This is a genomic window from Okeania sp., from assembly GCF_983059655.1.
The window spans coordinates 1-18316 of sequence record NZ_CEZPJD010000069.1; the positions used below are offsets into that span (position 1 = coordinate 1).

General features: G+C 33.5%; 13 protein-coding genes. 11 read left to right on the plus strand and 2 right to left on the minus strand.

The window, feature by feature from the left end:
• Positions 1 to 827 precede the first annotated feature (827 nt).
• From AC3DU7_RS06580 to AC3DU7_RS06615, 8 genes are all read left to right on the plus strand, one after another.
• Positions 828 to 1574 carry a tetratricopeptide repeat protein gene (locus tag AC3DU7_RS06580; RefSeq protein WP_488038557.1) on the plus strand — a complete coding sequence of 249 codons (747 nt, stop codon included), beginning with the start codon at positions 828 to 830 and terminating at the stop codon, positions 1572 to 1574.
• A 2-nt stretch (positions 1575 to 1576) separates the two neighbouring features.
• Positions 1577 to 2365: a hypothetical protein gene (locus AC3DU7_RS06585; protein ID WP_488038558.1), complete on the plus strand. Its 789-nt coding sequence runs from the start codon at positions 1577 to 1579 to the stop codon at positions 2363 to 2365.
• A 206-nt stretch (positions 2366 to 2571) separates the two neighbouring features.
• Positions 2572 to 3435: a WcbI family polysaccharide biosynthesis putative acetyltransferase gene (locus AC3DU7_RS06590; RefSeq protein ID WP_488038559.1), complete on the plus strand. Its 864-nt coding sequence runs from the start codon at positions 2572 to 2574 to the stop codon at positions 3433 to 3435.
• 528 nt (positions 3436 to 3963) lie between these two features.
• Entirely contained in the window at positions 3964 to 5586 is a 1623-nt protein-coding gene (locus tag AC3DU7_RS06595) for an FkbM family methyltransferase (protein WP_488038560.1), read from the plus strand.
• A gap of 448 nt (positions 5587 to 6034) precedes the next feature.
• Entirely contained in the window at positions 6035 to 7003 is a 969-nt protein-coding gene (locus AC3DU7_RS06600; protein ID WP_488038561.1) for a class I SAM-dependent methyltransferase, read from the plus strand.
• A gap of 64 nt (positions 7004 to 7067) precedes the next feature.
• The gene (locus AC3DU7_RS06605; protein WP_488038562.1) at positions 7068 to 7277 is read left to right on the plus strand and encodes a hypothetical protein; all 210 of its coding nucleotides are present in this window, start codon (positions 7068 to 7070) and stop codon (positions 7275 to 7277) included.
• A 386-nt stretch (positions 7278 to 7663) separates the two neighbouring features.
• On the plus strand, positions 7664 to 8611 hold the full coding sequence (locus AC3DU7_RS06610) for a sulfotransferase (RefSeq protein ID WP_488038563.1): 948 nt from the start codon (positions 7664 to 7666) through the stop codon (positions 8609 to 8611).
• A 48-nt stretch (positions 8612 to 8659) separates the two neighbouring features.
• Complete coding sequence (locus AC3DU7_RS06615) at positions 8660 to 9916, plus strand: glycosyltransferase family 61 protein (protein WP_488038564.1); 1257 nt, start codon at positions 8660 to 8662, stop codon at positions 9914 to 9916.
• Positions 9917 to 10319: 403 nt separating this feature from the next.
• Here AC3DU7_RS06615 and AC3DU7_RS06620 read toward each other — a convergent pair whose 3' ends face one another.
• Together AC3DU7_RS06620 and AC3DU7_RS06625 are read right to left on the minus strand one after the other, a co-directional pair.
• Entirely contained in the window at positions 10320 to 10874 is a 555-nt protein-coding gene (locus tag AC3DU7_RS06620) for a hypothetical protein (protein WP_488038565.1), read from the minus strand.
• 12 nt (positions 10875 to 10886) lie between these two features.
• Positions 10887 to 11849, minus strand: coding sequence for a glycosyltransferase family 2 protein (locus AC3DU7_RS06625; RefSeq protein WP_488038566.1), 963 nt, complete (start codon positions 11847 to 11849; stop codon positions 10887 to 10889).
• 753 nt (positions 11850 to 12602) lie between these two features.
• Here AC3DU7_RS06625 and AC3DU7_RS06630 point away from each other — a divergent pair.
• The 3 genes from AC3DU7_RS06630 to AC3DU7_RS06640 all read left to right on the plus strand — a co-directional run bounded on the left by AC3DU7_RS06630 (position 12603) and on the right by AC3DU7_RS06640 (position 18276).
• Complete coding sequence (locus AC3DU7_RS06630; protein WP_488038567.1) at positions 12603 to 16790, plus strand: tetratricopeptide repeat protein; 4188 nt, start codon at positions 12603 to 12605, stop codon at positions 16788 to 16790.
• 134 nt (positions 16791 to 16924) lie between these two features.
• Positions 16925 to 17929, plus strand: a complete 1005-nt coding sequence (locus tag AC3DU7_RS06635; protein ID WP_488038568.1) for a glycosyltransferase — start codon at positions 16925 to 16927, stop codon at positions 17927 to 17929.
• Positions 17930 to 17976: 47 nt separating this feature from the next.
• Positions 17977 to 18276, plus strand: a complete 300-nt coding sequence (locus AC3DU7_RS06640; RefSeq protein ID WP_488038569.1) for a hypothetical protein — start codon at positions 17977 to 17979, stop codon at positions 18274 to 18276.
• The last annotated feature ends 40 nt before the right edge of the window (positions 18277 to 18316 follow it).

The following is an 18316-nucleotide window of genomic DNA, read 5'->3' on the forward strand; positions in this document are numbered from 1 at the left end:
AATGAATAATGAATAATGAATAATGAATAATGAATAATTACCTCTCCTTGAAAGAAGAGGATTGACAAAGAGATGAAAATTTTTCTTCTCTTGGTCGATTGGATATGGCGAGGAGACCTCGCCATCCCTCGACCGCTTATTATCCCCTTAAAAGGGGAGGCTTTAAACCACAATTTTTCGGTAAACAGTCCTCATCAGGTTGAAACTGCGGACTTCAGCTATTGCTTTTAATTTTAGATAAAAGCTTTACTAATTAGGGCTTGCTGATTAAATATAAAAGTCTTTATAGATAAAGATTTTAGAATTTTTAAGTATCAAAAAGTTCGAGGTTTTAAGTGGTAATAATTCAAAAATTAGCGGATTTTGGTCAAGATTTGGGTAGAAAAATTAAGGTACAATTCTTACTCCTACCTCTTGTAAATTCTCATTTCTCCTGTCTCCTGACTCCTGACTCCTCTCTTTACCACTCATACTTTTTCAGCAAACCCTAATTACAGCAGTTTTCTAGTTGATGAGGTACAAAGCTTTATTGCTCTTGGGAACAGGGAATACGAAAGTTCTGTAAGTGTACCTCACTATCCTCAAAAGTACTGTAAGTCAGCATTTATACTGACTATAAAAACTTGCTTGAAAGTGTATCTTTATTAAAACTCCTTTCTTTTGCTGAGAGCTGATAGCTAATAGCTAAATGCTTACCCCATCATTAACATCCGAGAAATTAGCTAAGTCAAATATTGTAACAATATTTCAGCTTCCTGAAGCAATAAAAATTTTTAGATTATTGGAATAGAAACCTCAATAGTTGTTATATAAAAAGGAGTCGAAAAATGCAAGCTAATCAAACAAATCTTCCCATCAAAGGTTCAGTCAAAGAAATTAGTGAAGTAATTGGCTTATTTGATGATATGTGGGTAGGGAAAGAACTAAGTTTTACTATCAAAAGTGAATATCCTATCCAAGAAATTGAAGTAGAAGGATATCTTTCCGATCGATTTCCTGAAGGCAACAAAATCACACTGAAAGTAGATAAAGAAACTAAACAAATTAGTAGTCCCGGAAACCAAATATTTAACTGCTCAATACCTGTAAACTTAGCTGCTTATCAGAAAATTAAAATTGAAGTAATAAGTGAAAAAGTCTGGAATCCCAAACAGCAAGGATTAGGTGATGACCAAAGAGATTTAGGTTTTATTTTGGTTCACTTTAATATTAAACGAGGTAAAACAGCAGGAGAATATTTGCTAGAAGGGAAAAATTTAGAGACAAAAGGCGAATTTGAAGCAGCTATGAACTGTTATGAGAAAGCTATTTCTTTAAATCCAAAATTTCACTGGTCTTACTATAAATTAGGAGAATTTTTAGTTAAACAAGGAAAATATCAAGAAGCGATATTTCATTATCGTCAAGCTGTGAAACTTAATCCTAATTCAACCTTATTTATCTCTAATTTAGAAGCAGCTGTAGCAAAAAATAAAGAGAGGGAACAAACTACTAATAATTATCTGAAAGAAGCTTTAAGATTTAAGTCATCCGTTCCACAATATCAAAAAGTACAAGCTAAAATTTGTAGTTAAAAATGAAAAGAACAATCTTAATTCACCATCATATATTTAAAAATGCAGGGACTTCTTTACAATATGCTCTGAAAAAGTATTTTGGAGACAAATATTGTGAATGCGAACTACCATCAGGTCAGATAGTGACACAAGATTATTTAGCAAAATTTATCTTAGAAAATCCTCAAACTTTAGCAATATCAGGGCATCATATTTGTCTGCCTCCTCCTCAAGGGACAGAATATCAAACTTTATCTATTATCTTACTAAGAAACCCATTAGCAAGAGTAGAATCAATTTATAAGTTTGAGAGAAAACAAAACGCTAAAACACCAGGGGCAATAAAAGCAAAAGAACTAGATTTTCAGGGATATGTCAGATGGAGGTTGGATCAAACTCCTACAATGTTATGTAATTATCAAACTTATTATTGTGCGAGAAAAGAGAAAATTCAGGGGGATAAAATTCCTAAAGAACAGGATTTAGAAGTGGCTATTCAAAATATAAAAGACAATGCTGTAGTTGGTACAGTAGAGAAGTATGAAGCAACTTTAGAGCTAGCAAATCAAATATTGAGTGAAGATTATCCAGGGATAAATCTAGAATATAGTTATTTGAATAGTACTAATAAAAAAACGATCAAGTCAGAGGAAGAAGTGAAAAACAAACTGGAAGTACAGCTAGGAAAGGAAATAGTAAATGAGCTGGAAGAAGGAAATAAATTAGACCGAATGCTATGGAAGGTAGCCGATATAATTTTAACAGAGAAGTTGACAGAAAAATTAGAAGTAGTAGGAGTAGGAAAGTAAAAATATCAAATATAGCAATTCCCACACTTATGAGGTACAAAATTTTAGATTTGAGGGAATAGGGAATAGGGAACAGGGAATAAAAAGATCAAAAGATAACTGTAACTCACGATTTTTGGAAAAGCTATAAATAAGTTAGGGAACAAGAAAAAAAATCACCCTAATCTATAACCAAATATTTAATAATACAGGCAGAAAATCAAACAATGAATTGTTTAATGTATACTAATTGTCAACGTGGTTTAATTTGGGAATTTCTAAAATTATCAGATGATTTTAATAAGAATTTTCAAGTTGAATTAGATAAAGTTCCGTCGAATTATATGGCAATTCAAAATAATTCGATCATTCCAGATAGTATTTTGAAAGAAGCCAAGCTATTTATATACCAGCCTTTAGACCGCAAATATAAAGAATGTAGTACTGAATATATCCTTAGTCGATTACCTCCAGACTGTCTTTCTATTTCATTTCCACGTTTATATTTTCCAGGATATTGGCCTCAGCATTCACTTAACCCTTACAAAAAAATTCAACAAGAAAGTTTTCCAGAACGATTTCCCTATGGGGATGGTAATTTAAATGAAATGCTGAAGCAAAAATTACCCTATTCAAAAATTTTGAATGAACTTTCAAGGAAAGATTTTTACGAAAAAGAAATACTATTTAGTTCTCTCAATAATACTATTGAAGAGTCTAAAAAAAGAGAACAATTAACGGATATCAAAATAGCTGATTATATACAAGATAATTATCAGACTCAACAATTATTTCATACCATAAATCATCCCACAGATCTAATTGGTTTTGAAGTAGCAAATCAGATTCTAAGAATCTTGAATATGCCTCTTATACCTGAAGATAAAAAACCATTGAGAAAAGAAGTTTTAGGAGGAACACAAGTTCCGATTTATCCTAGTGTTATCGAACAACTAAACTTAAAATTTGTATCTATCAATAGTCTCTACAAATCAAAAGGATTAGGTAAAATGGTAACATTTTCAGAATATACCGAAGAGTATATTTATCAAGATTCTGAATACAAGAGAGCTTCAATAATTAATAATTAGGGTTTGCTGATTAAATATCAAAGCATTAACAGATATTCATTTGAAGAATTTTAGGTATTGAAAAAGTACCAGCTTTTCGGTTTATGGAGGGGAAAAAGTGAGTATGGGTGGGGTCATTTCAGTTATCAGTTATCAGTTATCAGTACCTCCGACTAAAGCCAGAGGCTTTAGACCTCACTTTTTGGTAATAGACATCTGGTGATAATCAAAAATTAAATCAATCCCATACGCATAAATCATCAATTATTTCCCCCTACTCCCTACTCCCTACTCCCTACTCCCTACTCCCTACTCCCTACTCCCTACTCCCTCTTTTCCGGAGAGGTCTAATGATGAGAGAAAAACTCAGGGGCAATGATGAATAACTACCTCTTCTACAGCTCCCCTAAATCCTAACTCTTAACTACTGCCTACTCCCTACTCCCTACTCCCTACCCTAACAAAAAGACTTTCCATACACAAACCCTAATTAATTAGAAAAGAAAAAAAACAATAAGCAGTATATTATTCGAGAGAAATATATTTCAGATGAAAAAAGAATTGTCACAAGTGCAGCTAGATGCTCAAAAGTATTTTCAAGCAGGTATTAATTTTAGGCAAGAAGGAAAATTAAATGCAGCCATAACAGCTTATCGTCAAGCCATAGAAATTAACTCAGATAATACTGAATACTATTGTAGTTTGGGCGAATTATTAGTTCAAACTAATCAATTAGAAGAAAGAATAACTTGTTATCACAAAGCTATAGAAATTAATCCAAACTGGTTTAAATTATATCATAATCTTGGACTTATTTCAGAGAAAAATGGTAAAATAAATCAGACTATAGAAAACTACAACAAAGCAATTGAATACAATCCTAACATTCCTTGGTCATACTCAAGTTTAGGTAATATATTCAGTCATCAAAAATCACTTTACAAAGCAGTAAATTATTTCAAAAAAGCTATTAAAGTCAGTTCTATCCAACAAAGTTTTTGGTTTTATATTCAGCTAGCTGATGTTTTAGTAAAACAGGATAAAGTTGATGAAGCTATTAATAGTTATCAGGATGCTATTAGGGTCAATAGTAGCTCTACCAAAAAACAAGAAACATTAGCAAGTGTTCATCTTAAATTAGCTGATTTACTAAATAAAACTGGTCAGTATCAAAAAGCAATAGATAACTATATTAAAGCGACCCAAATAAAGCAAAATCAACCAGTATGGGTAAATCTAAATATCGGTTATTTATTTGAAAAACAAGGCGATCTAAAAGCTGCTGCTGATTACTTTAAAAAAGCTATTGATTTAGAGCCTAAAATTTACTATCAAAAACATATAAATTCTGTGATTGTCGGACAGATTAAATTAGATTCCAGTATTAATAAAATTTGCCAGGATAGTGAAATAAATTTCCGAGATAAAATAGAAGAAACCGATAAAATTATAGTTGATGTTGGCGCTCATAATGGAGACGATACAGAATTCTATCTGCGCAAAGGATTTAAGTGTATAGCAATTGAAGCAAATCCAGAACTGTGTGAATATATTACTAAAAGGTGTTACCCCTTTATTCAAGAAGGTAAGCTTTTAGTTAAAAATATTGCCATTGCTAATCAAAAAGGCAATCTAAGTTTTTTTATCTCTGCAAATAATAGCGAACTTAGTTCCATTTTCATCGATCGTTTAAATCGGATAAATCGAAGCACTACATTCAAAAAAATCGAAGTAACTTCCGAGCGACTAGACTCTTTACTATCGGATTTTTACCAGAATATTTACCATATAAAAATTGATATAGAAGGGGCAGATAATATTGCTATAAAATCTTTAATGTTTTTTGACCGCAAGCCCCCTTTTCTATCTTTTGAATACAATCCTCACTTAAATTCTTTAGCAGAATGTATTGATAACTTATCTTTTCTTCAAGAAATAGGCTATTTACAATTTAAAATTATTAGCCAAGGAGGAGGGAGTCGCTTGCCTCTTTTACCATACCCACCTCTTGAAGGAAAATATCTTGATATCAAATTTACTGGTAATATGAGCGGTCCTTTTGGTTTAGAGTTACCTGGTAATTGGCTTAACATTAAAGACTGCATTGTAGAAGTAAAAAAAATTAGTAGTAAGCTGGAAGGTTGGTTTGATATTCATGCAAAATACTCTTGAAATATTAGTTTATAGTTACATACAAAATCAAGCATAAATGCTACTAATTATTTTAACTATAGCAATCCTATTTTCTTCGTGTCAAAAATCTTACTGCTTTTTAGGGAACAGGGAACAGGGAACAGGGAACAGGGAACAGGTAAGAGTTTCAGTTTTTTTATCTACTTTTTGATTTGTCGCAACCTCTGCGCGGATTGCTATATAAAGATAAGGGAATTTATATTTGATATATAAGCATTCAGCTATTAGCTAGCTGACGGCTGAATGCTTACTTTGATATGAATCTAATGAAAGTCAAAAAATAAGTAGTTTATTCCTGAAGATATATCGTTATCAAAGAAGTAGTATGAGGAGAAAAAAAAGGATAAATAGGGATTAATTATTAGCAAAATAAATTAATTTAAGTAAAAATTTAATCTAAAAAAAACAACATAGGAGTAAAAATACTGTGAATAAAGCCAATCATTTAAAGCAGCAAAAAAGGGAACTAAGCGATGAGGAATTTAAGACATTAATTAGATTAGCCAAACAAGTTTTGTGGTGCGATCGCGTAACCAAACACAAAATAGAAAGTCATGGAGTTCATATTATTCCCGCAAGATTTTATTCAGAAATTCCCACTGTAGAAGAGGTTGAAAATTCCTTTGAATATCGGGATACTGAAAAAGGTCCTTTTCATTCTCCCCAAGTTTTTAACCAAGAGAATATTATTAACTTCTTAGAAGAAATACAAACTTATGCAGACGAATTTAATCCACCCCTATCAGGTAATCTAGAAAACCCTAATAGTTTTTTCTGGCAAAATCCTGCCTTCTCATTCAGTGATGCTATGGCATATTACTGTATTGTTAGGTATTTAAAACCGAAGCAAATATTAGAAGTAGGAAGTGGATATTCTACTTTAGTAGCTAGTGAAGCTCTCAAGAAAAATGGTTATGGAAAAATAGTAATTATTGAACCCTATCCCAAAAAATTTCTTTATCAATTAGCTCCGGTAGAAACAATAATCAAAAAATTTGTACAAGACATTCCTGTACCTCAATTTGTGGATTTGTTAGAAGAAGGAGACATTTTTTTTATTGATTCAACCCATACAGTAAAAAATGGCAGTGACTGTCTATATCTTTACTTAAAGATAATGCCAGAAATTAATAAAAATGTTTTGGTTCATACCCACGATGTTAGATTGCCATTTCCTTACAGTCGGAAGGATTTAATCGAAAGAAATGTTACCTGGACAGAACAATATTTACTATATGCTTATCTGCTGGATAATCCTAAAATAGAAGTTGTTTTTTCTAGTATATTTTTACATAAGTTTTTACCAAAACAAGCAGAAAGGTTTATGAGAGATAAGTACAAAGTAGGGGGAGCTTCTATTTGGTATAGACTGAATGGAGGTGAAAAATTTAAGTAGTTTATTTCTGAGTATATATCGTTATCAAAAATTATCTGAATAGTATAGCAATCCTATTTTATTCGTGTCAAAAATCTTACTGCTTTTTAGGGAACAGCGGTGCGACCCCGCGTCGGCGACAGACGCAAGCGGTCGGAACCCGCGTCGGCGACAGCTCGCTTGCGGAACGCCGACCAAGAGAGGGAATGCTGACCAAGAGAGGGAACGCGCACCAAGAGAGGGAACAGGGAATAGGGAACAGGTAAGAGTTTCAGTTTTTTTATCTACTTTTTGATTTGTCGCAACCTCTGCGCGGATTGCTATAGTAAAGATAATTATCACTGAAAAATTAGACATCTCCAATCATAAACAATACAATCAATCATCGTACACAAATTATTAATTAGGGTTTACTAATTAAATCTCAAATAATTACCAGATCAAGGTAAGTGCCTTTTTAGGTATTGAAAAAGTACATAATTTTTAGGTCTTCATGCTCAAAAAGTTAGCATTTTTAGCAAGAGTTGGGAAAAAAAATCTCCCCTACTCCCCTACTCCTAAAAAAAGACTTTTTCAGCAGACCCTAATTATTTTCCCTAATACTTCTTTTAGAGGAGATGTATTTTAATAGAAAAATTCTAATTATATAGAAAAGTAAATTTTAATTTTAGGAGTTAAATCGTGAGTAACTTTAAAACAAAGTTTATTATTACTTGTGCGCCTCGAACAGGAAGCACCATGTTACGAATGATGCTAAATTCTCATCCAGAAATTGTTTGCCATGGAGAGGCAATTACTTTAAAAAGACCACCTAATCTTGGCAAAAAATACCAAGATTATATAGGCAAGACATCTCAGGAACTAGCTCAAATTCGTGCAGAAAATCCGGTAAACTTCTTATATAGTTATATTTGGAATAAAGAGTATTATAAAGCTAATTCTAAAGCCGTTGGTCTTAAACTAAAATATCGTCAATTACAAGAAGAATTCAAAGAAGTTTTTCAGGCAATTTTAGAGGATAAAGAAATCAGGATAATTCATTTGACTAGACGGAACTTACTTAAGCGTTATCTTTCTAATCTCCTTGTTACTAGTGGTAAGACATCTACAGTTATTTTAAACTCAGAAGAAAGTCAACTTCAAAGGAAATTACTTAAGGATTATTTTTATAATCGCCTTGCTGATAGTGGCAAGACATCGACAGCTATTTTAAAACCAGAAGAAAGTCAACTTCAACAGAAATTACTTAAGGATGAAGTTTCTCATCCCATTGCTAATAACGACAAGAAATCTACAGTTATTTTAAACTCAGAAGAAAGTCAACTTCAGCCGAAAATTAAAGTTGATGTAGATAAATGTATAGAAGATATATTATCCGTGCAACAGACAGAAGCTCAATTTAGAAAAGACTTTAAACAGCACAAAGTTTTTGAAGTAGTTTATGAAGAACTTGTCATGTCAAATAGCAAAACACTTGCCCAAATTATGAATTTTTTAGAAGTTGATTTTATCAATATACAACCAGTAACACAAAAAGTTAACTCTGATAATTTAGAAGATATTGTTGAGAACTATACCGATCTGGCCAACCACATCAAGAAAACACCTTATGCTACTTACATTCAGTAGCTAATAATCTTCAAAATAAACCTATTCTTAAATGGAGACTTGCTCTTAATGGATACTTACAATCAAAAAATTGAACATTATATTAATCAACTGCTAATGAAACCCGGCTTTGATAAAATATGCTATGATTTGGGGAAAATTTTAGAGCAGTCTGGAAACATAGAAGATGCTCAGATTTGCTATCACAGAAATGTGCCCGTTCATCTGATCGAAAAGTATGCTCAATCTAATAAAAGTTGGGCTATACTAGATGCTTTCTCTCAAAATAGCAACAGCGATCGCGATTTCAGATATGAGATAGCTTATTTAAAAGAAAAACTTCCTCTTGCACCAGCAAAATGTTTGAGCAAAAATTTACATCCTAATTTTCAGAAAACGAACGTTTTTGCCAAGGATATGTTAGTGTATTTTTTGCCTAACGGCAGAGGTTGGGCGAATCAGAATGCAAGTGCAGTCTTGACTCAAAGTAATAGTCTTTTGCAAACTTTATCGACAGGAGTTTGTAATACTGTTCCAGCTTCAAATCATCTTCCCAATGTACATCAGCTAGAAGGAAATGTTGTCTTTCTTTCATCTCGATGGGGAAGTACAGCTTATTTTCACTGGATATTTGATGTTCTTCCTCGTTTTCAACTATTGCAAAAAGTAGGGTTTTGTTGGGATGATATCAATTATTTCGTTTTACATAACCCTACAGCAACCTTTAATCAAGAAACTTTGAAAATACTGGAAATACCACCAGAAAAAATTATTGATAGTTCTGATATTCCTCATATTCAAGCAGAACAACTCATTGTACCATCAATTATCGGGGGAGGTAGGGGGCAAGATTGGGCTATTAAATTTCTGAGACAAATTTTCCTGAAAGATTTACAAGATAATCATCAGAGTGAAAAAGAAAATATATATATCAGTCGTAAATGTGCTTCTAGACGTAGAATAGCTAATGAAGAAGAAGTAGTTGATCTTCTCAAAAAATATGGTTTTAGGCAGGTTTTCCTAGAATCAATGTCAGTTATAGAACAAGCATCTTTACTGTACAATGCTAAAAATATTATTTCTCCACATGGAGCAGGATTAACAAATATTATTTTTTCTCAGCCTGGAACGAAATTAATTGAGATATTCTCGCCTTACTATGTTAATATTGTGTATTGGCAAATTAGCAGTAATTGTAAATTAGATTACTATTATTTAATCGGTGAAGATTTCGATAATAACGATGGCAAAAATGATGGTGCAAAAGATATTCTCGTTGATATAAATTCTTTACATTCTCTACTCAAAATCGCTAATCTAACTTGAGATAATACTCCTCGAAGAAAGGCAGAAGGCAGAAGGGAAAGAAAAGTTCAAAGGGAGAAAGTTTTTTGATCGCTTACCTCGGGCTTGCTGAAAAAGTCTTATTGGTAAGGGTAGGAGTCAGGATTAAACCCAATACAATTGATTCTGTCTTCTAACTCCTTCTTCAAATTACAGTAGGGAACTTCTATAAAACTCCCTACCATATTTTGTTTTTCACCCCGTGAGTTCATCAATTTGAAAAGTGTTTTCATGCAACAAAGCCATTAAAAATTAATAATTATCCCTTCTTAAAAGAAGGGGATTGACTAAAAAGAAAATTTTTTATTTTATCCCCTTAAAAGGGGAGGTTTAAAGGCATGAATTGTTTAATTATTAATAATTAATAATTAATAATTCGGTAAATCTATGTCATTGCACTACCAGTAGGTTTAACTACAGTCATCCGTCGCAATAACTTTTTCCACTCCTGATAGCTATTTAAACGATGAATCTCAAATTTCTCTCCCTTCATTTGAGAAAATTCACTCCAACTTTTCACCCAATTAGATACAATTTTAGTGCGCGATAAAGGAGTATGTTTAAGGGAATTTTGCAAACAATCAACCATCCGATTAATATCCTCATTTTGATAAGCATACCAAGCATCCCAAACTAATTGCTTATACTTTCTTTCCCCATCCGAAATAGTCTGAGAAGCGATCGCCTCCCTATATTTATATTTATCCAACTCACCCTGCATTTTCTCCAAAGCTAACTTAGTTTGCTCCAACTCACTTTGGGTATGCCCAAATTGGGATTTCATTTGCTCCATTTCTATCTGCATCTGTTTTCTAAGTAACTCAGACTCTTCAAATTCCCTTTGCATCTGCTCTAACTGAGCGTGAGATTGCTCTAACTCAATTAAAAGCTGATATAATTGAATATGAGACTGCTCTAACTCCTGTTTAATATCTTCCATGCTGATTAACCTTTAATATTTTCCTAAACAACTAACCATTTGCTGCCACGGTTTTGATTGAGTTAAACTTAAAGTATCCAACTCATAACTAAAATCCGCACTATATCTAGTAAAAGTTTTTACCCAATTCGAGACCGTTTTTGTCAATGAATAGGGAGAATAACTCAAAGATTTCTCTAAATATTCAACCGTAGATTCAAGATATCCGGTATAATATAAGCGCCAAGCAATCCAAACTAAAGTGCGATAACGACACTCCCTTTCTAAACTACGCACACCCAATGGTAAATCGGAACGTGCGAAAAACTTATCTCGGACTTGCCATGACTCTAACGCTTGTAGTTGAGTATTTAACGAATCATTATGATCGTGTTCCCGATAACAAACTGTCACCTCTGTTACCCAAGCTGTTTCGCAACCCTTTAGTGCCAAACGTTGTACTAAATCTAAATCTGATGCTTGCTTAAATTTTGTATCTAATCCTCCTACTTCTTCTAACCAGTGTCGCCGAAACATCATGGCACTAAACAGTATAGGCATCCACCGCACCCAATTTTCTAAATCCAAAACAGGTATCTGATACCAAGGTTTCACATCCTGAATAGCTCCTCCCATTTGATTAACTCTACACCAACCAGTATGAATCATTCCCACTTGTGGCTGAGTATCAAAACAATTCACCTGTAAAGACAGTTTATCTGGCAGGAAAAAATCATCATGATCTAGAAATGCTACAAATTCTCCTCGTGCAACTTCAAGTCCACGATTACGAGCTGCTGCTACACCTTGATTTTCTTGGTAAATGTAATTAATTTTGCTAGAGTATAGTTCTAAAACTTGTTGAATATGTTCGCTTGAACCATCATCAACTACAATAATTTCATAATCTCTATAGGTCTGATTTAAGACACTATTTAATGCCTTAGTAACATAAGGACTATTATATACTGGAATAATAACACTAACTTGTGGCATTGTCTACCTATTAAATGATTATTTTAAGTAAGTTAGGCAAAGCACTTTTTTCCCTCTACAATATCAACTCCTATTAATTAATACTTAGTAATATTGATGTTTCCGGATTTTTTCCATAACATATAAAGCCACAGCTTTGCCTTAGTAAATGGCCATTTACCTACTACTATATTCTACCGAAATGAAAACCGATGTAATCAAAAAAATACAATCTTTTTCAAATCCCTGGAATTTATTTATAGAGATTTTTGTATCTTTAGTCCGCTCCCTTTTCCCTGCTTAAAAAATACAGTCCTTTTTAAATCTCCTTAACTTATGTTATTTCCTGTTCCTTAATTAATCAATTATTTCCGGATTTTATTGTAAATTAGTGTTTTTAGAGTAAGAGCAAAATATTAAAAATAGAGTGAATTTAGCCTAGTTAGTTAATCGCCAAAAGCTATGATTAGGGATTGATTGGAGTAGGGTGTAGAAATATTAAAAAATTCCCAAATACTGATTTGTAGTAATTTGTTAAAAGGTAACTTTTTGAAGATATAGGGTGCGTAAGAATGTCTCTAGCCTCCCTTTTTAAGGGGATGAAAAGCGGTCGATGGATAGTGTTTTGCTCAGAATATATAAAGCAGAGCGGCTCTGCAAGAGCGGGTTTTATCGCCATATCCAATCGAAGAAAATCAACTTCAGTATTTCAAACCTCCTTATTGTAGAGGTACTGATAACTGATAACTGATAACTGAAATGACCCACCAATAAATGATGATACCAAAAACTCAAACAAATTTTCCCCTAACTACACAACAACAAAAAATCAATTTGAAGCAGGCAAAACATTTTTTTAGCTTAGGAAAAGTTTTCGCAAAAAAAAGTGAATGGAAAGAAGCGATCGCTGCTTATCGCAAGGCAATTGAATTAGCTCCTGACTGGAAAGAAGCAAGACAGTCTTTGGCAGATGCAGAAGATCGGTTTCAGGAAAAAAAAATTAATACTCAACAGCAAATAGAACCTAGCAAAAAGTTAAAAATAGCCGATCATCCGTTAGAAAAAATAGCTATAAAAGGGGAGCAGGAGTCAGCGATCGCTACTGTTAGTAATGCAGTTATAGTCAACTCTAATTTGGCAGATGATTATCACGTTAATGGCGATAATTTAGTAGAAAAAGGAGAAAAAGAAGAGGCTATAAAGGCTTATAAAAAAGCAATTGAAATTAATCATGAATTATGGGAAGTACATCATAAATTAGGTAATTTATTGCAAGAAAAGGGAGAGTTATCAGGAGCAGTTGCTGCTTATAATAAATCCATAGAATTAAAGTCAGATTTTTGTTGGTCTCATAATAATTTGGCAGATGTTTTAGTTAAATTGGAAAGGTTGAAAGAAGCTGTTAATGCCTACAGTAAAGCTATTGAATTAAATCCTGATTTTCCTTGGAGTTATTATAAATTGGGAGATATTTTAGTGGAGTTGGAAGATTGGGATAAGGCGATCGCAATATATCGACAAGCAGTAACTATAAACCCTCAAGCTCCCTGGTATTTCTACAAGTTGGGGGAATTGTTGCGCCACCAGGGTCAATTTGAAGAAGCTGTGAGATATTTGCATCAGGCCGTTGAGCTAAAAACAGATGTGCCTGAGTTTTATCTTGGTTTGGGAGCAGTATTAGTCAACTTGAAGCAGTGGTCACAAGCACAGGAGTATCTTCACCAGGTGATTCAATATTCTTCTGACTCCTGCGAGACTTCCCATTTAGCAGAAGCTTATTATTATTTAGGAGTAGTTAAATCTGGGCAGCAACAATGGTTAGAAGCAGTAGAATTATATCGCCATAGTTTAGAGATTAATTCTAATGGGAGTGATTGTTGTTTAGCTTTAGCAGAAGCTTTCAGTAATTTGGGGCAATGGTCACAGGCGGTAGAATATTATCGTCAAGCGGTGCTTGTATCTGGGGATTCGAGTCAGGTTTTGTTCCGTTTAGGGCAAGCTTTATGGCAGTTGCAGAGGTGGACAGATAATTTTGAAGGCCGAGAATCAGGTTTTAAACAAGAGAAAATCAAAGACTCTCAAGAAAAAATTATTAGCTATCAAAAAGCAATTACTAAAAAGCCAAAAATTATCTTATTTATGCCCTATTACAAAGCGAAACACTCCGAAAGACAAGATGAATTAATTTACTGTCTGAAAAAAAATATACAGTGCAATGAAATTGAAAAAATAATCTTAATCATAGATGATAATCATATTCCAGAAGCGGAAAGTTCCAAAATTGAAATTGTCAGAATATCTGCCAGACCAACTTATCTTGATTGGGTAGAATTAACCAAGAAAAAATGTCAGAATCAAATTTCAATACTTGCCAATACTGATATTTATTTTGATGAATCAATTGCCCGAATCAGAGAAATATTTTCTGCCGATCCGCAAGCATTTGTAGCTTTAAGTCGTTATGAAAAAGAAGCCTCAAATCAAACATTACATAAAAACCCTCATTGGTCACAAGATGTTTGGGCTGTTTATGGAGAATTTAACTTTACAGAATCCTTTAAAAGCTATCTGAGATTTTCTTTAGGAGTGCCTCGTTGTGATAATAAAATTGCTTACTTATTTGCCATTCATGGCGCTCAAGTTTATAATCCCTGTCATCATATTAAAACAGTACACGTTCAGGAAAGTCAGTTAAGATATTACGATAAATACGGTGATACTACTATTTTAGGTGGTACAGCATGGGTATATCCAAGTGTTGTCATTAATGAACCATCTAAATTACAAATAGATTTGTGGACTTTAAATACATCTAATTTGAGTGGCTTACAAATTAATAAAACATGGGATTCTTTAAATAAAAAAAGTCAAGAAAAACAAACAGAAAAATCAGAAAGTAGTGATCTACCAAAAATCAATGAAAAGAAAACTATAGATAATGTCATAGCATTTGATTCCGATTGGCAGTACCCGGCAATCACAGAAAAATATGCCTATAAAATGGCAAATAAATTTTTAATAAAAGAGAATTGTAATAGAAATGTAGTTTATTTTGGATTTCCTTGGGCAACACTAATTGATAAATTGCTCCACAGTCAAGATAAAACTGAAGTAAACACATTAATAGAAAAACTGAGTAGTTTTCAAGATGAACTGAAAAAATACAAAAAAATTATCACAGTTTGTCAACATATCCGAATGTTAGAATTTGAAAGTATTTTTGACGAAATTGGTATAACTGATATTTTTTGGTCACATACAACAAAAGACCAAAATGTTCTCCCTTCTTATCCAAATATTTCATTGCATCCTTTCCCACTTTACCCGGTACAAGCAATTAATATTGAAGCCCAAGAAACAGAAAAGAAATATTTATACTCATTTGTGGGAACTCGCCCAAACAAATTTTATTTAACAGATTCAAGAACCAAAATTATTGATTATTTATCAGATGATAACCGAGGATTAATCATAGCAAGAAATCAATGGCATTACAACTCTATTGTCTACGATCATCAAATTCTCAAAAAGGTGGAAAAAACTGATGGTCTTGTAGACATCTTGGCATCAGAAGAATTTAAACAAGTAATGCAACAAAGTGTATTTGCCCTTTGCCCATCCGGATCTGGTCCAAATTCAATTCGTTTATGGGAAGCTATTGGTTTGGGAGCAATACCAGTTGTTTTAGCTGACACTTACTTACCCCCTGGCGATCGCGCACTCTGGGATGAAGCAACAGTTACTTGTTCAGAAAAATTAGAAGATATCAAAGCGCTGCCTGATCGCTTGGCAGAAATACAAAAAGACGATGAACTTCTCCAAAGAAAACGTTATGCACTCAAACAACTGTGGATGAGGTATGGAGCAGACTGTTTTGTCTACGACATTGTGAAATTATTTTTCAAATATGCGTCAGGCGACCTGGGAGCAACCAAAGCAAAAACTAAAGCATCTAAAGGTTTAAAGAAAGCAGTTAGTTTGTTAGTAACTAAGAAATTAACCAAAGAAGACTTCAAACCATCCTACACTTGGCCTAATCCCACATTCCCATTCAGGTTATATTATGATAGTCCCAAATGCAGAATTTTCATCATCGAAAACATCCAGCATAACTGGAAATGGATGGCCGAATGTCACGAACGTTTTCGGAAAACAGATTTCTTCTTCGTGATGACAGGTTGGTATCAAAGTCCTGCTTTTGCTGACGAAGCAGAGGCTATTTTTTCCGTACTGAATTTAGATAAGAAACAATTTTTCTTCATGTATAATTCTTTTCTAGAAATGGAAAACTTTGTACACAAAGGCTTTCAAGGAGATATCATTAACCAAAATGCCTGGCTTGATGAGAGCAATATCCTACAGCACATTGGAAAAGAGAAAATATACGATGGCATTTATGTGGAATTTAACAAGAAATCTAGACGCCCTCAACTAGCAGCTCAAGTTTCCCCATTAGCGCTGGTGACAAAAGCTAATCATGGAAAAGCTTTTGCCGATACACCGCTATACACATATATAAATGAGCAACAACTTTCGGAAGCAGAAATGTGGGAAAAAATCAATCAATCTCACTGTGGCTTAGTGTTATCCGCAGAAGAAGGAGCTTGCCCAACTTCCAGCGAATACCTATTGTGTGGCATACCAGTCGTATCAACACCTTCTGTGGGAGGTCGTGACGTTTGGTATAACGAACATAATTCCATTATTTGTGAGGCAACACCAGATGCGGTTGCGCTAGCAGTAGAAAAATTTGTACAAAATCCTCCTGACGGACAACGCATTCGTCAGATACATATAGAGAAGGCGCAAGAATACAGAGGAAAGTTTATTCAAATAGTGGCTGATGTTTTTCACCGCTTTGGAGTTGTTGATGTCGAAGCATCAAGCTATTTCCAAAAAAATTTTTATCATAAAATGAGGAAAAACGAAAACATTGATTTTGTCAAATCTCTTTTTGTTTGAAATTATCTATCATTTCATCTCAGTCAGGTATACGAATAGCTGGCAAGATGCTCGCACTACAAAAATAAATTTAAACCTTAATATTTGTACCTCACATACCATCTGCTGTAAAATAATTAGAAGCAAAAAACTCTATGAAAGTCGTAAATTCAGAAACTAAAAATATCGGCAAACATGACTTTAAACCCTCCTATACTTGGCCGAACCCGGCCTTCCCGTTCAGGGTGTATTACGAGAGTCAAAAATGCAGAATTTTTATTATAGAAAATATCCAACACAATTGGAAATGGATGTCTGAATGGCATCAAAAATTTCGCAAAACTGACTTTTTTTTCGTTTATTGTGGTTGGTATCATAGCCCTTCCTTTGCTAAAGAAGCCGATATTATTTTTTCCCTGCTGAACTTAGATAAAACACAATTTTTCTTTCTATACAATTGTCCCCTAGAAATGGAAAATTTTGCAGCAAAAGATTTTCAAGGGGATGTAATTAATCAGAATGCTTGGCTTGACGAAAACTTAGTAATGCGACCTCTAAATATCGATAAAATTTATAATGCTATTTATGTAGGTCGTCGCAGTGCATTTAAAAGACATTTTCTCGCTTCTCAAGTATCTCAATTAGCACTTGTAGCAGGAAATAATCACGGAAATACTGCTTCAGAAATTCCTCCCCATAAATATTTAAACGATCGCCAATTATCATCAGAAGAAGTATGTGAAAAAATTAATCAAGCTCATTGTGGTTTGATTTTATCCGCAGAAGAAGGAGCTTGTTTTTCCTCAAGTGAATATCTTTTGTGTGGGTTGCCTGTTGTTTCTACACCATCAAAAGGAGGGCGTGACGTTTGGTATGACGAATACAACTCTATTGTTTGCGAGCCTACCCCAGATGCAGTTGCTTCAGCAGTAGAAGAATTTGTCCGAAATCCACGCGATCCACAGCGTATTAGACAAAAGCATATCGATAAAGCACAAGAATACAGAGCAAAATTTATTCATGTGTTAGCCGATATTTTTCATCGTTTTGGTGTGGTTGATGTAGCTCCATTGCATTATTTTAATGCAAATTTTTATCATAAACTGAGGACATCTTATCAACCAGATTTTTCAGCAATTTTTGGTGATAATTATTATTGATGTCTAGGCGTTTTTCATCTTGTAAAAAATTAGCAATTTTGTAGAAAATGAACAATTACGAAAACTTAAAAACTAAACAAGAATCTAGCCACCGTGAATCTTTTGCAAAAATGGTAGCAGAGGATAAAACTGCTAACTATTTAGATGTAGAAAATACCCATGGTTGGTCGAGAAACTACCCCCTTTATAAAATGGAAAAGTTCTTTCGACATATAGCACCCAGTGAAATAGTTACTATAGGTGATGGTAAAGGTGGACATGAGGCACAAATTGTTAAAAAGTTTGGCAATAAAGCGATCGCCACAGATATTGCTACAGAAATGCTGGAAGTTATACGGTCATATTAATATGTATAGTCCAACAACCCTACGATTTCTTCTTAAAAGT